The organism is Streptomyces sp. NPDC021622 (assembly GCF_040640795.1).
In the GTDB taxonomy this organism is placed as follows: Bacteria; Actinomycetota; Actinomycetes; order Streptomycetales; family Streptomycetaceae; genus Streptomyces.
Map to the genome: position 1 here is coordinate 17,346 of NZ_JBFACK010000011.1, position 15,359 is coordinate 32,704.

The 15,359-nt window shown below is 68.2% G+C and carries 9 protein-coding genes and 2 pseudogenes; 8 read left to right on the forward strand and 3 right to left on the reverse strand.

Annotated features, from left to right (window positions below; all coding sequences use genetic code 11):
- Positions 1-56 precede the first annotated feature (56 nt).
- Positions 57-692, reverse strand: a pseudogene (locus tag AB0G47_RS22130) (integrase); the annotation flags it as partial.
- Here AB0G47_RS22130 and AB0G47_RS22135 point away from each other — a divergent pair.
- The 7 genes and pseudogenes from AB0G47_RS22135 (at position 618) to AB0G47_RS22165 (ending at position 10,958) form a co-directional block, all read left to right on the forward strand.
- Positions 618-833: a hypothetical protein gene (locus AB0G47_RS22135; RefSeq protein WP_360773230.1), complete on the forward strand. Its 216-nt coding sequence runs from the start codon at positions 618-620 to the stop codon at positions 831-833. The pseudogene AB0G47_RS22130 and the gene AB0G47_RS22135 sit on opposite strands and share 75 nt — an antisense overlap.
- A gap of 446 nt (positions 834-1,279) precedes the next feature.
- The gene (locus AB0G47_RS22140) at positions 1,280-1,681 is read left to right on the forward strand and encodes a hypothetical protein (RefSeq protein ID WP_360772483.1); all 402 of its coding nucleotides are present in this window, start codon (positions 1,280-1,282) and stop codon (positions 1,679-1,681) included.
- A gap of 245 nt (positions 1,682-1,926) precedes the next feature.
- Positions 1,927-2,673, forward strand: coding sequence for a hypothetical protein (locus AB0G47_RS22145; protein WP_360772486.1), 747 nt, complete (start codon positions 1,927-1,929; stop codon positions 2,671-2,673).
- Positions 2,674-3,571: 898 nt separating this feature from the next.
- Positions 3,572-3,814, forward strand: a pseudogene (locus AB0G47_RS22150) (myo-inositol-1-phosphate synthase); the annotation flags it as partial.
- A gap of 183 nt (positions 3,815-3,997) precedes the next feature.
- Positions 3,998-6,223 carry a M9 family metallopeptidase gene (locus tag AB0G47_RS22155; protein ID WP_360772489.1) on the forward strand — a complete coding sequence of 742 codons (2,226 nt, stop codon included), beginning with the start codon at positions 3,998-4,000 and terminating at the stop codon, positions 6,221-6,223.
- A 1,344-nt stretch (positions 6,224-7,567) separates the two neighbouring features.
- A complete protein-coding gene (locus tag AB0G47_RS22160) occupies positions 7,568-10,306 on the forward strand; it encodes a LuxR family transcriptional regulator (RefSeq protein ID WP_360772492.1) in 2,739 nt (912 codons plus the stop codon).
- Positions 10,307-10,595: 289 nt separating this feature from the next.
- Positions 10,596-10,958, forward strand: a complete 363-nt coding sequence (locus AB0G47_RS22165) for a peptidase inhibitor family I36 protein (RefSeq protein WP_266872487.1) — start codon at positions 10,596-10,598, stop codon at positions 10,956-10,958.
- A gap of 265 nt (positions 10,959-11,223) precedes the next feature.
- On the opposite strand, the gene AB0G47_RS22170 is transcribed toward AB0G47_RS22165, so the two are convergent.
- Together AB0G47_RS22170 and AB0G47_RS22175 are read right to left on the reverse strand one after the other, a co-directional pair.
- Entirely contained in the window at positions 11,224-11,556 is a 333-nt protein-coding gene (locus tag AB0G47_RS22170) for a hypothetical protein (protein WP_360772495.1), read from the reverse strand.
- Positions 11,557-11,748: 192 nt separating this feature from the next.
- Positions 11,749-13,821, reverse strand: a complete 2,073-nt coding sequence (locus AB0G47_RS22175) for a glycoside hydrolase (RefSeq protein WP_360772497.1) — start codon at positions 13,819-13,821, stop codon at positions 11,749-11,751.
- Between the two features lie 528 nt (positions 13,822-14,349).
- Here AB0G47_RS22175 and AB0G47_RS22180 point away from each other — a divergent pair.
- Positions 14,350-15,336: a bile acid:sodium symporter family protein gene (locus AB0G47_RS22180; protein ID WP_360772500.1), complete on the forward strand. Its 987-nt coding sequence runs from the start codon at positions 14,350-14,352 to the stop codon at positions 15,334-15,336.
- Positions 15,337-15,359 lie beyond the last annotated feature (23 nt).

Consider the following 15,359-nt stretch of genomic DNA (forward strand, 5'->3'; position numbering starts at 1 on the left):
CTGGCCGGTCTGATGTACGAGGCAAGGGGCCGCGCTGTTCGCCCCCTTGACCGAGTACCCGTCAAGGGGCCGTGGACGCCGACCTCGCTCAGGATGTTGTCGAAGAGGGCGGGGTACTTCGCGTCTCGGTCGCGGATCAGGTACAGGTTGCGGGCTGCTTGGCTGACCCAGGCGCCGGTGGGGTGTGCGGCGGTGGTGCCGAGGATCCTGACGCGGCGGGTGGAGTGCTCGATGACCGCGAGGATGTACTGGCGCCTGCCGGTCAGGGTGACGGTCTCGATGAAGTCGCAGGCCAGGAGAGCGTCGGTTTGCGGGCGTAGGAAGTCGGCCCAGGTGGTGGCGGCTCGGTCGGGCGCGGGGTCGACGCCCTCGGAGGTGAGGATCTCCCAGACGGTGGAGGCGGCGACCTGGATGCCGAGGGTGGCGAGTTCGCCGTGCACCCGGCGGTAGCCCCAGGACGGGTTCTCCCGGACCAGGCGGAGAATCAGCGCGCGGATCGAGCGGACCGTGTGCCGTCGGCCCGGCCTCTTCGGCCGGCATGTGCGGGCATGGCGCCGCTTGATCAGGTCGCGGTGCCGGCGCGGCACGGTGTCCGGCCGGACCACTAGTCGCAGCCGGTGCAGCACCTGGCGGGGCAGCGGCGCCAGCAGAGCGGCCAGGGGCGCCCGGTCTTCCGGAGCGAGCTTCAACACCGTGAACCCACGATCGGCTACCGCCGCATCCTGAAGCTGTCGGAGTCGGTGACGACCAGCAAGGTGCGGCTGCGGATCACCTCGTCCCGGGCCCGTCCGCCGGCCATCGACACGGTCAGCCTCCACAACGATCAGTCGTAGCCCGGCGTCTGGGCATCGATGTGACGGTCGCACCGTCTCACGGTTTGATGATGCCGTGAGGCGGTGCGGTCGTTCGCAGGCAGGCGGTGATCGCTTGGGGTATCGCGGACGCAAGGGGACCTCATACCGCGAAAGTTGTAGGAACGGCGAACGTACCGCCAGGGTTTAGGCGGTGATCAAACCAGCGCGCGACGACGCCGTCACGTGTCCGCTTCTACCTTCACTGATGGCGCCGATCGCTGGCTGGCGCCATCAGGTGGGGGTGTCGGCCTCTCCGACAACTCCGGCCGAATCCAACGGGAATCCACGCGACCGAACGACGGGTTTCTCGCGGGCCAGGCGCGTCACGTGCTTGTGGTGCGGCGGCGCGCTCGAACACCACCATGATCATGAGAAGGGGCATCAGGCGCGGATCGCGCGGAATGTCTCTGGGAACTGGGGGATCGATGATCAAGACCAGGCAGATCGCCACGACGCTGGGCGGCGCTGCGGCCGTACTGGCCGCCATGACCGTGCCCACGCAGGCCTCGGCGCCCAGTACGGCGGCCACCGCACAATCCTGCTCCGCAGCGCCGTATCAAAGTGAAGCAGGCACGGGCCCCGGTAACGACGCCCACTGGCCCAATGCAGGACATTGGGCAGTCGTGAACAGCGGGTGCCACAACATCAGCCTGATGCCCAACTCCGGCACCCACAAGGTCCGGGTCTGCACTCCCAGCGCCTGCAATGCCTGGAAGTCGGTGAGTGGTGGGGAATGGAAGGTCATCGCGCACAACGCGGTACCGGGCAAGAAGTTCTACGTTCAGTTCAAGGGCCTGTTCGGGGGCACCGGCTGGATTGAGCACTAGCGCGCACGGTGCGACACCGGGCTACCTGATGGTTGCCCGGTGGGGACGGCCACGGCTGTTCCCACCGGGCTTGAACGTTCCCCACCGGGCTTGAACGTTCACGAAGCCGTCGCCTTCGGGCTTCTGCGCACTGGCCAACCCATCCGATCTCTCGGATCTCAATCGCGCCGGTGTGCGGCATGACCACGTACCGGCAAAGCAGCAAGCACTCTCACCGCTCCCGTCACACCTACCAAGGAACCCCAATGCGTACGAAGACCCTCAAGAACTGGAAGCTCTGCCTGCTGGGTGCCACAGCCGCGCTGACCCTGGCCACCACGGCCTGCGAGCCGTCCGGCGACGACAACAGCGGCGGCGGCTCCAAGCCGTCCCCGACGGTGTCCGAGTCCACCGAGAAGCCGTCCGGCGACGGCAACTCCGGCGGCTCGGGCGGCAAGCAGACCTCCAGCCCGGACCCGGAGAAGACGGGCGACGACATCGAGGGTTCGGGCGGTGCCAACTCGGGTGGTGGTACCAGGGGTTCGGACAAAGGCGACGACAACTGGGACTACGCGGACCGTCAGAAGCCGCCGTCCGGTTCGGTCTGCGACAACGACGGTCAGGGCCCCTACGGGAAGGTCCAGTCCGTCGACATGGGCGGCGAGAGCCCGGACGCGACGCTGGGCATCGCCCTGGGCTACTACGAGTGCGGCGACATGGGCCCCAACTTCCGGACGTCCAGCGCGACCGGGGCCGCGCAGAACGTGCTCATTGACTCGGCCCACCTCAAGGTGGTCGTGGGCGGCACGATCGCCGAGGACCTCGGCACCAAGACGCCGAGCGTCAACGCGTTCCTCGACCAGTTGGTGCTGATGCAGGACGAGGGTCAGCTCAAGGGCCCCAAGGCCCCCGAGTTCTACTTCCGGATCGACGCCGAGTCCGACGATGTGAACGCCATGCCGGACGACGAGTCCCACATCATCTACCTGTACCAGATCATCGACGGCGACTGACGCCGCGTACGGCAGCATGCATCGCGCCCGGCACCCCCGAAAACGGAGCGCAAGGAACGGAAGGCTTCGGGCCGTGGCCTTGTGCGGTGCGGTGGCCGTGGTGATCGCTTCTGTTGTGCTCGGCCTTCTCGGTCAGCCCGGCCGACCGTGAGGCAAGCGGACGAGACCGACAACCCTAGGGGTGGTCACGCATCTGCTCGTCCAGAAATGCCACGCGCAGCCCGTCGCGAGCGCGGGCGAGGAGTGACGTTACGCCGCTGGGGCTGAGGGCGAACAGCGGGGCCATGGCATCGGCCCGCCGGCCTTCGATGGCTGAGTGCCACAGGGCGGCCTGCCAGCGCGCGGGAAGTCTGCGTGTGTGCGGTGTCGCCGGCACAGTCCTCGAGTGCGGCTTCGGCGGCTGCGGGCGGGCCGCTGCGGATATGTGAGGTCAAGTGAGGCTCAGAACAAGGCGGTTGAGGGGCAGCGAAGCTCGGATGTGCTGTCGGACGTGGCGATCACCTGCAGGCCGTGCTGTTCGGATGGAAGCTCGCTGCGGGGAGCGGGCCGACACCCCTGTCGTGCACTTGCTCGACGCCTACGCGGCAGTGGTTCAGTTGGCCCCGTTCGACTTCGGGGGCCTGCTCGGTGTTGGTGTCAGCCGAGGGCCTGGAACTCTGTGAGCGACAACGGCCGGTCCGATCCGACCAGTTGGACGCGGAGGGGCGAAGGTGGCGATGGCGGACGGGAGCGCCCGGGATGAAGTGATCCGCAGTCGCACCTTGTTGGTGGTGACCGGCTCCGACAGCTTCAGGAGGCGGCGGTAGCCGATCGTGGTGCCACTGCCGACCTCCTTCCACGACGAGCCGTTCCAGGCATCGACGGCGAAGCCCGAAGTCCGCTGACCCACCTTTACGACCTGCCGGTGGCCGGTAGGGACGGCAAGACCGGGCAGACGATGCTCCGCTCCGTGCTCGGCTCGATGTTCGCCCAGCGGGCACTCGCCGTCCGCTCCTGGTCCGGCACCAACCCGCTCGGCGGGGGAGACGGGGCGGCGCTCGCCGACCCGGCTGCGGCCGCCGCGAAGAACGCCGGGAAGGAGCGTGTCCTCGCCGACACCCTGGGGGCCGTGCCTGAAGGCGTGGTGCACATCGACGACGTGCACCCGTGCTGGTCCCAATTCCCTTGATCCGCACGGGGGTTGTGGCATGACACAAGGCGAAAAGGATGAAGGACGCGAGTCTTGCCCGCCCATGAACCATGTGAAATTTTACATGTCACATGTGCCATGTGTTCATGTCAAGCAAGATCGCTCTCCATATCCCCAGCAGAAGGAGAAGTCGCGATGTCCCTACGGCGCTACGTCGTGCCCTTATTGATCAGTACCGCCCTGATAGCGGGGAGCGGCGCGCAGGCACTGGCCGCGCGCCCCGCTCCGGAGCCCGCCGCCGCTGCCACGCCCACCGCCACTGCCGCACGCGGCAAGCCGGTCTCAGGACCGACCGAGATCGTCGAGCAGGACAGACCCGGCAAGCAGAAGAGAGCCGAGCGGCTCGCACCGCTCACACCCCCGGCCGCCACGGCCCCCAAGGCGCTGCGGACGACCCGGACCGCGGCCGACTGCCGGGTCTCCGACTTCACAGGCAACACGGGCACGGCCCTGGTCAACGCGATCAAGGCCGCCTCGGTCGGCTGCGTCAACTCGCTGTTCAGCGTGACCGGTTCGGACCAGTACCACGCCTTCCGTGAGGCGCAGATGGTCACCGTGGCCAACGCGCTGCGGACGAACGCCGCGTCGTACAACGGGACCAACGCTGCCAGCACTGAACAGCTCATCCTGTATCTGCGCGCCGGGTACTACGTCCACTACTACAACCCGGACACGGTCGGCCCGTACACGGGCACCCTGGCCACCGCGACCAGGCAGGCGCTGGACACCTTCTACGCCAACCCGGCCACCCGCACCGTGAGCGACGCGAACGGGGAGATCCTCGGGGAAGCCGTCACCCTCATCGACAGCGCCGAGGAGAACGCGCGCTACCTGTACGTCGTCAAGCGCCTGCTCGCCGCGTACGACAGCGCCCACAACGCCAATTGGTACATGCGCAACGCGGTCAACAACGTCTTCACCGTCCTGTTCCGCGGGGAGTGGGCGGACGGCTACCCGGCCGCGGTACAGGCCGACCCGAGCATCGTGGACGCGGTCTACAACTTCGCCGCCCGGCACCTGGACCTGCTCGGCACGGACTCCGCGTTCCTGGTGGCCAACGCCGGTGGGGAAACGGCCCGGTTCGTGCAGTACGCCGCCCTGCGGAGCAAGGTCCGCCCGCTGAGCAAGTGGCTCCTTGACAACAGCGCGATCACCGGCGCCCGCGCGAAGCTGTGGGTACGGGTGGCCGTCGTGGCCAACAGCAAGGACAGCGCGAACTGCTCCGCCTACGGCACCTGCGACCTGGAGAAGCAGCTCAAGGCCGCGGTGCTGCCCCAGAACCACACCTGCAGCGCCGGAGTGCTGCACATCCTGGCCCAGAGGATGACCAACGACGAGTTCCAGGCGGCCTGTTCGAGCATGCTCCGGCAGAACACCTACTTCCACGACGTGGTCCAGGACGGCGGGCGGCCGGTGGCCGATGACTACAACACCCATATGGAGGTGGTCGTCTTCCGGTCCAGCGACGACTACCAGACCTACGCCGGCGCGATCTACGGCATCGACACCAACAACGGCGGCATGTACCTGGAAGGCGACCCCTCAGCCGCGGGCAACCAGCCGCGGTTCATCGCCTACCAGTGGGACACCGACAACGGCTACGCGGCCCGCATCTGGAACCTCAACCACGAGTACACCCACTACCTCGACGGCCGGTACGACATGTACGGCGACTTCAGCGCCGGACAGGCCCATCCGGCGGTCTGGTGGATCGAGGGTGCGGCCGAGTACGTGTCGTACTCCTACCGCAACCTCCGCAACGACGCCGCGCTCAAAGAGGCCCCGAAGCACACGTACGCACTCAGTACCCTCTTCGACACCACCTACGCGAACTCCAACACGGCCCGGACCTACCACTGGGGCTACCTGGCGGCGCGGTACATGCTGGAGAAGCACCCCGCCGACGTGACCAGGCTGCTCGGCTACTACCGGACGGGGAAGTATGCCGACGCGTACGCCTTCACCAAGTCGCTGAACTACGACAGCTCCTTCAATGCGTGGCTGGACACCCTCTCGGGCGGCGGAACGACCGAATGCACGGCGTCCGACACCCGGGTCCTGGGCAAGAACTGCGGGCGCAGCAACGTCTCCGCGACCACCGGCAACACCGCCCACTTCTATATCTGGATCCCTTCCGGCACGAAGTCCCTCACCATCAAGGCGTCCGGCGGCACGGGCAACGCCGACCTCTACTTCAACCCCGACACCTGGGCCACGCCGAGCGCTCACACCGCCAGGTCCACCGGCCGGGACAACACCGAGTCCCTCACGGTGACGGGCCTGCGGCCGGGGGCGTACCACTACGTCAGCCTCCACGCCACGTCCTCCTTCACGGGGGCGACCGTCAGTACGAGCTACTAAGTGATCTTGAGTACGTGAGCTGTGGTTGGCGCTGGCAGGTCGCTCGCCTAGTGAGGTGTTGAGCGACGCTGAAGATGTGCATGAAGGCGACGTGCTGGTTGTCGACGGAATGGTGTGAAACGACCCCAGCGGCCGTCTGGCCGCTGGGGTCTTCGAGATCACGGTGCCCTTCTCGTCGGCGAACGCGGCGATGAGGAATTGCGGGGCGATGTTGCTGATCGTGCGGGGCACTTGGCCGTCCAGTGCCATGGCAAGCTCACGCGCCTGCTGGACTGCCCAGCTACCGGTCGGGTGGGCGGCGACGCCCAGGAGGTGTACTCGGCGGGTGGAGATCTCCATGACCACCTTGCAGTTCAGGCGCCGCAGCAACGCGGTGTCGACGTGGAAGAAGTCCACCGCGAGGATCCCGGAGGGCTGGCTGCGCAGGAACTGCGCCCAGGTCGGGCCCGAGCGTCGTGGTGCCGGGGCGATCCCGGCTCTTTTCAGGATCGCCCATACCGTGGAGGCGCCAACTGGACGACCGGCGCGGCCCAGTTCGCCTGCGATCCTGCGGTATCCCAGTGCGGGTTCTCCGTGGCCATCCTCAGCAACAGCTCCCGTAGGACGGGCTGGGTTGGCGGTCGGCCTGGGCCTCGCCGTTTATAGCAGCCGGGACAGCGCCGCAATCACTGCCCAGGATCTCGCCACGCCTGGCCTGGACCGTAAGGCCAGGCCAGCAGGGGTAGCCGACTTTCGGTCCCCTACCCGCCCACCGCCCGCTCGATTCGGGCTCTCGCCCTGCGCCTTGTTCGCGAGAACAGCGGCCAGGGCTGCTGCCCCCGCATCCACGGAGAGCTGGCCGTGCTCGGGATCAGGGTCGCTCCCTGCATCTTCTGGGAAATCCTCAAAGCCGAAGGCGGCATTGCCCTCACCCCGTGTCCGAGGCGGCGCAGTTCGCCATGCACGCAGCGGTGAAGCGTTCTGAAGCGGTACGGGACATCAGCGCGGCGGTGTGCGCCTGATCCACCGAGATCGACAGGTGAGATCGGAAGTTGCTTCTGGACCTCAGGCTGATGGCGTGTCCGCATCGCCGCCGAAACGACCTCGTACGCGGCTCACTCGCCGACACATACAATTCGAACGTAAATCTTGAGCGCTGTAACACCGCTGGACCGGGTACCGGGCCCGGCACGCGAGTGTCCGGACCGTCCACACGGCCGGGGCAGGGGCTCATCACCACTGTCCAGCGCTGAACGACCAGGTCCGGCAGACGCCTTCGCACAGGCGGCGACTTGCCCCGGGGATGGACGCCGACGGGGTAGCTGCCCGGCCGAGTGCCAGTCGGCGCCCACAGGAGACCAAACGATGCATTTAGGCCGGCACGCCGAGCGTAAGGCGATCGAACGGCTACTCGCAGACGTGCGGTCGAGACGCAGTGGCGTGCTGGTGGTGCGCGGTGAGGCCGGTATCGGTAAGACCGCGTTACTGGAGTATGCCCGTGGCGCCGCGTCGGGGTTCCGGGTGGAGCATGCGGCTGGTGTGGAGTCCGAGATGGAGCTCGCGTTCGCGGGCCTGCACCAGTTGTGTGCGCCGATGCTGGACCGGCTGGGTGCGCTGCCCGAACCGCAACAGGCCGCCCTGGGCGTAGCGTTCGGGCTGCGTGCCGGGGACCCGCCGGACCGGTTCTTGGTCGGCCTTGCCAGCTTGAGTCTGCTGGCCGAGGTCTCCGAGGAACGGCCGTTGCTGTGCTTGGTGGACGATGCGCAGTGGCTGGATGCGGCATCCGCACAGACCCTCGCGTTCGTAGCGCGGCGGGTGGGCGCCGAGCGAGTGGCGCTGGTGCTCGCGCTGCGCGACAACAGCCCCGACCCGAGCGACGCTCAGCCCTTCGCCGGGCTGCCTGAGCTGGGCTTGGACGGGCTCGGCGAAGCGGATGCGCAGGCGTTGCTCGCCACAGGGGTCAGGACACCACTGGATGAGCGGATACGTGACCGGATCATCGCCGAAGCGCGGGGCAACCCGCTGGCGCTGCTGGAACTGCCCCGAGGTGCAGAGCCGATGAAGCTGGCGGGCGGATTTGGGCTGCCGGATGCACTGAGCGTGCCGCGCAGAATCGAGGAGAGCTTCCAGCGTCGGTCACGCAGCCTGCCGGCCGGGACGCAGTTGCTGCTGCTGGCCGCGGCGGCCGAGCCGCTCGGCGATACGGCGCTGCTGCGGGGTGCGGCCGATTACCTGGGCATCGACGCCGAGGCGGCTGCACCGGCGAAGGCGGCGGAATTGCTGGAGATCGGCGCCCGGGTGCGGTTCTTGCATCCGCTGGTGCGCTCGGCGGTCTACCGTGCCGCCGACCCGTCTGACCGGCGGCGCGTGCACGGCGCGCTGGCTGCGGCGACTGACCCGCAGGCCGACCCCGACCACCGCGCCTGGCACCGCGCGCAGGCCACACTCGGGGCCGACGAGACGACAGCGGTGGAACTGGAGCGTCTGGCCGGCCGGGCATGGACCCGCGGCGGGCCGGCCGCCGCGGCCGCGTTCTTGGAACAGGCGGTGGTGCTGACCCCCGAACCCGCCGACCGTGCACGCCGGGCGCTGGCCGCCGCACACGCCACGCACCAGGCCGGCGCGTCCGAAGCAGCCCTGGAGCTGCTGACGGTTGCGGCGGCCGTACCGCTGGATCCGCTGGGACGCACCTGGGTGGAGCTGCTGCGCGCCCAGATCCTGTTCGATACCACTCGGGGCAGCGAAGTGCCCGGGATGCTGGTGGACGCGGCCAAGACGCTCGTCCCGCTGGATGTCGCGATGGCGCGCCAGACCTACCTGCAGGCGCTCGAGGCGGCTGTCGTCGCTGATTCCTTCGGCCGCGGTCGCAGGGTGCTGGAGGTGGCCGAAGCCGCCCAGACCGCGCCCGCACCGCCCCACCCGCCAGGGGTGGTGGACCTACTGCTCGACGGTCTTGTGACCAGGGCCACGCAGGGGTACGAAGCGAGCATGCCAAGGCTGCGGCGGGCACTGGGGGCGCTCGGCGACCACGATCGCCATCCCCGCACCGCGGCAGCGGACGACAGCCGCCGCTGGCTGTGGCTGGGCAGCCGCGTCGCGGTGTCGCTGTTCGACGACGAGACGGCGCTTGAGCTGGCCGGCCGCCGCGTCCGGCTCGCGCGCGAAGCCGGCGCACTGTCCGAGCTGCCCGCCGCGCTTGACTATCTCGCCGTCGTGCTCGCACACACCGGCGAGCTCACCCAAGCCGCCGAGCTCGTCGCCGAGGCCACCGCGATCCAGCCGGCGATCGTCACCATCACCGGGATCCAGCTCGCCGCCTGGCGCGGTCGGCAGGCCGAAACCTCCGAGCTGTACGCGGACATGGTCCCGGACGCGACCCGGCGGGGCGAGAGCGCGGTGGTCACCGTGGCCCAGTACACGCTGGCCGTACTGAACAACAGCCTGGGCAACTACCGCGCCGCGTTCGACGCCGCAACAGGCCCGAGCGACTCCGACGAGCTGGAGCACAGCAACCTGGCCTTGCCCGAGCTCATCGAGGCGGCCGTCCGCGCCGGTGAACCAGCCCCAGCGGCCGACGCGCTGGAGCTGCTCAGCTCGCGAACTCGCGCCAGCGGCACCCAGTGGGCACTCGGTCTCGAGGCGCGCTCGCGCGCGCTGACCAGCACCGGGCCGACCGCCGATGCGCTGTATCGCGAGGCGATCGAGCGGTTTGGGTGCTGCCGGATGGTGACCTGTCTCGCCCGCGCCCACTTGATCTACGGCGAATGGCTGCGCCGCGAAGGCCGGCGTCAGGCCGCCCGCGAGCAACTCCGCACCGCCCACGAACTGCTGTCGGGCATGGGCGCAGAGGCATTCGCCGCCCGCGCCGCCCGTGAGCTGCGCGCCACCGGCGAGCGGCCGCACAAGCCAACTGCCCGGCCGACCGATGCGCTTACCGCCCAAGAGCTGCACATCGCCCGGCGGGTGGCCACCGGGGCCACCTCCAAGGAGGTCGGCACGCAGCTGTTCTTGAGCCCGCGCACCATCGACGCGCACCTGCGCAGCATTTTCCGCAAGCTGGACATCACCTCCCGCCGCCAGCTCAGGGACATGCAGCTTCCCTGACCTCCGGGCCGGCGTGCTCCCGAGAGGCATAGGCGATGTTCGCCTATGCCACCGGCCTCCGCCGGAGAGGTGTAGGCGATGTTCGCCGATGCGACCGCAGTGCGGCAGCGCCGAGCATGAATGTACGTCCGGGGCAGCCGCCCCGGACAACGCTCGGGCGGACGTTCTGACAGAGATGTGCTGGACCACGGTGCTGCACGAAGAGGGGAACGACCCGCCCGGCCTGCTCCCGAATTTCTGATGACCGCGAACTGCGGTACACAGATCGACGAGAGGAAGACGGAAAGACATGAAGAGGACTCTGGTAGCCGGTGTCATCGCGGCAGCGTGTGTGACAGTGACGACGGTCGGCCTAGGAGCGACGCCGGCCAGCGCCGACCCCGACGACTGCCCCAAGAAGTATGTATGCGTCTGGGACAACAGCAATTACGAAGGACGTTTCGTCTTCGATCCCGGAACTGAACGTCCCAATGTCGGGGGATACATGAACGATCGGACGACCTCCCTCAGGAACCGCACCGGTTCCCACGTCTGCTTCTACCAGAACTCAAACGGTGAGGGGTCCCTCCTGGCGAGGGTGGGTCCAGGCGATGCGCGACCCAACGTCGGCCCGACCGCCAACGACAGGATCTCCTCGTGGAAGGCCTGCTAGCCAGGGCTTTTCGCCGGAGCTTCCTACCCCGCCGATACCAGCGACGCATATCCGGGTTGCCACAGGGCAACGGACGCTGACCCGGGGCTACTCCGTCGCCGACGGGGCTCCCGGCAGGGCAGAAGCTCGACCAAGATCCGACGTCCCGGAGTCATCATGCGGCTCGCGGCGTGACGCGGCTCGGGTGGCCAGGAAGGCCTGCACTCCGTACTCGCCTGCGCCGGAGGCCCCGCCCTTACCGACGGGACCTCCGGCGCTCTGTCGCTCAGTCCAGTTCGGGCAGGATTCCCTCCGGGCCGCCGGAATCCATGATTCCGCGAAGGGACGCCATCATCGCGTCGACCCCGCCGGTCGGGACGATGACGAGGTCGGGGCACTGGAAGAAGGCGCCGCCCGCGCATTCGCCCGTTTGCTTCCAGCGGTCCATGACCTCGGCGATCTCGCGGAGCGTCATGAAGGTGGCACTCCACCTCGTTCCGTCGGGCAGACGGAGCTCGACGTCGACGTTCTCGACATCCTCGGCGCGGTCGTCGGCCCCCAGCATGAAGAGGGCCGAGAACCGGTCGTCGACGACGACGTACTGCGGGTCACTTTCCATGGAGCTGCTTCAGCCTCGCAATCACCTTGGGCTCGTTGCCCTTGTCTGCCTTGCCGACGATCTCGGCTTACGGCCGCACACCTTGGAGGAGGAGCGAGTACTGAGCGACCGAGTGTGCCTGATGTGGCGGCAAAGCATGGATCTTACGTACCGCTACCAGCACCACGACCAGTGACCTCGTCCGGGGAACGCTCAGGGCAGCTTCGCCGGGCAGAGGCGGTGAGACTTCGCCTCGTTTTCGAGCGTGGCATCCACACAACCGCCGGGCAATGAACCGTACTTCCTCTTCCCGAAGTTGGCGGTCACGGTCAGCTTCCCGTCGCCGAACTCCGAGCGCTGCACCGTCCCGTCACCGGTGAGCCGCTGGTAGCCGGTCATCGGCTCGGTTCCGGCGGCCTTGTGCAGGGGCGCGAAATAGTGCTGGAGCGCCGCCATCTCCTTCCCCGTGGACTTCAGGTTCTTTTCCCCGAGCGTGAAGTTGAGCGGGGTGTTGTGGAGGACGGACATCAATGCCCGGTCGGTCTTCTGGTCCGGGAGCTTGTTGTACGGCATTTCCCAGCGGTCGGTGTTGATGACGGAGCCGTGCAGCGCGGTTTCGTACAGGGGGACGCGGTAGCGCGGGTCGTACATCGCTTTCGCCAGCTCGGGCGGCAGCTTGACCTGCTTGAAGAAGATCGCCGGCTCGCCCTGCGGCGCGTAGCCGCCCCACTTTTCCTTGTCCCTCTCCAGTTTCCACAAGCCGTCCGCGACCGGTGTCTGCCCACCGTGGTTGAAGGTGAGCACGGGGGCGGCCCAGGCACCGGCGGACTCGGAGCCGAGGACGAACTTGTCGTCGGATGCGAGCTTCCGCATGCGCTCCAGGCGGTTGGCGCGGTCCTGCTTCTTGTTCATGCGGTGGCCGTTGCTGCTGTCGGTGAACAGCTCGCCCGCCGCGTCGACATCCAGGAAGTAGCTGTCGGCACCGTTGGCCGTCATCTTCCTCGCCCGGTCGGCCAGGTAGTGCTTGCCGGGCTCGGCCTGCTTGAACGCCTGGGTGCTGACGTAGCAGCCCCGGCCGCCGAAGCCTTCCTTGATCTCCCCCTTCCAGTTCCGTATGCAGAAGTCCGGGTAGACCGAGCCGGGCCACTTCGAGGAGGGGTTGTCGGCGCTGTCGGAGGGCTGGCCGTTGGCGTAGGAGTCGTACGGTCCGACCAGGTAGCCGTGTCGTTGCGCGACCCGTACGGCTTTCTCTTCCATCGGCTGGTCGTCGGCGTCGTAACCGAGCCAGAGACGGGAGACGCCGAGCTTGCGCAGCTCGTTCACGCCCTTCGCGGTACGGGCGCTGCCCCAGGCATAGGCGTGCACGGCCCCGAGCAGCCGCTCGACCTCGGGATTCTCCTGGATCTTCTGCTTCAAGGAGCGCAGCTTGCCGTGTTCGGCGAGGTAAGCACGGTAGTTGGTGGCGGAGGAGACCGGGGAGGAGCCGGTGAGGGAGAAGTGCACCGTGTAGTCGCGGGTCTGCTCGCGCCGCGAGAACTCGTGCCGCGCCGTGGAGCCGAGCCGGCCGCCCTTCGAGGCGAAGCCCAGCGAAGTGCCGACCTCCTCCGGCACGATATAGCTGACGCCGTGCTTGCCCTGGGTGTAGCCCCAGGCAGGAAGGGTGAGGCCGCCCGAGAGTTCGGCCTCCGTGTCCGTCAGACCGGCCTCGCCGGAGTTCCAGAAGATGTCGTTCACCGGGATGCGCAAGCCCTCGCCGCGCGGGATCTGAAGGGCCCCGTGAGCGCCGGGCGCGGTACTGGGCCAGGACAGGTTCTGGGCGGCACCGGAGTGCACCGTCATGCGCAGCCGACCGTGATCGCTCTCCGCCGTGACGGTGAGCTTCTTGTCGGGGTACGTCCAGCGGGCAGTGTCGCCGTCCACGGTCACCGGGCCGGGCTTGCCGAGCTGCTGCACAGCCGCGCCGGACACCGGGAGTGAGGCCCCGTCGTCGGTGTGCCCCGTGACGCGCAGCGACCCCGTGTCCACGCGCGCGGTGCCGCCATGCACGGTGAAGTCGACCGTGCTGCCGTGCACTTGTGGCGGCTCGCCCGGCGTACCGCCGCCTGACGGCGGCTCGGCCATGGCCAGGTAGCCGGCCGACGCCGTGGTGGCGGTCAGCACGACGGCCGCAGCGATGCCGTACGTACGGATGCGTCGCCGACGCTGCGCGCCTGCGACGTCACCGTGCCGGGGCTGCTGCTGTGTCTGACTGCTGTTGCTCTTCACGTAATTCACGGGGGAGAGCATCGGGGGTGAGCGTAAGAAGTTCTTAAGAGCGGCCCCGCACTTCCGCAAACGACGTCGTACGGGCGCCGATGGGTCTTCAGAACTCCGAACCAGGATCGCGCACTTGACTGGGGGGCAAGGGGTCGCAGGTTCACATCCTGTCGTCCCGACAGCGATGCCGATATTTCCGCAACTCAGGGCTCATCTTTGGATGGGCCCTGAGGCGTTTTCGGGGTGGTGGTGGGAGCGAGTGGGAGCGCTTTGTGCTCCCACTCGCTCCCAGCCCGTCGGATGGCGGGTGCTGATCCAGGCGGATCCGGGGACCGCGGTCCACGTGGCCAACTCCCCGGGCCGGCGCGGGGCACGCTGCTGGACCTGGTCACGGCGAACCGGGAGCGGTGGAGGGCGAGGTCTCTCTGGACCTGTCGGCGCGGCCGGTTGGCCTGATGGCCGGCTACCGGGGCCCTGCGCCTCTCCGCCGCGGCCGGCGTGCGGGAGCTGTTCTGTATGGTCATGGACTTTTCGAGCAGCCTCGCGGAGTCTGTTCGCGTGGACTCGCCACTGACCACCTATCTGCTGCCTGCCGTCCTCGCCGTGATCATGTTCGGTCTCGGACTCGGCCTGTCTGTGGCCGACTTCCGCAGGATCGCGGCGTATCCGCGGCCTGTGGCCGTCGCGCTCGTCTGCCAGCTGGTGCTGCTGCCCGCCGCCTGTCTGGGCCTCGTGCTGGCCTTCGATCTGAGTCCCGCGCTGGCCGTCGGCATGATGCTGCTCGCGGCCTCTCCCGGCGGCACCATGGCCAATATCTTCAGCCATCTCTTCGGCGGCGACGTCGCCCTCAACGTCACGCTGACCGCCATCAATTCGGTCATCGCCGTCGTCACGCTGCCGATCGTCGTGAATCTCTCCCTTGACCACTTCATGACCGGCACGGATGAGGCGCTGGGACTGCGCTTCGACAAGACACTGCAGGTCTTCCTCGTCGTGCTGGTGCCGGTCGCGGCGGGAATGCTGGTCCGGCACCGCCGTCCGGACTTCGCGGAGCGCTCCACGCGGATGGTCAAGGTGACGGCGGTTGCCGCGCTCGTCGGCATCATCATCGTCGCGCTTGCCGCCGAGCGTGAGAACGTGCTCGGCTATCTCGCCGACGTCGGCCTTGTCGTCTTCCTTTTCGGCGCGATCTCCCTGACCATCGGCTACGGCGCGACCCGGCTGGCCCGCGGCGACCACCGGCAGTCCGTCGCCACCTGCTTCGAGATCGGCATGCACAACACCACGCTGTCGATGGCAATCGCCCTCAGCCCCTCGCTCCTTGACAGCACCCGGATGGCCATCCCCTCGGCGGTGTACGCGGTGGTGATGTTCGTCATGGCCCTGACCGCCGGCTTCCTGCTGCGCCGCATCGCCCCGGCCGAGGCTGCCGCCGTCAGCGCGGGAGCACCATCGGCATCCACCTCCGAGAGCCGGATGCCAAGCAAGCGGGCGGGCCCGCGGTGGCCACGGAGGCGGTCTGCAATCGGCCGGGAGAAGCTGTGACCCCGGCGATCGGATCATCGACT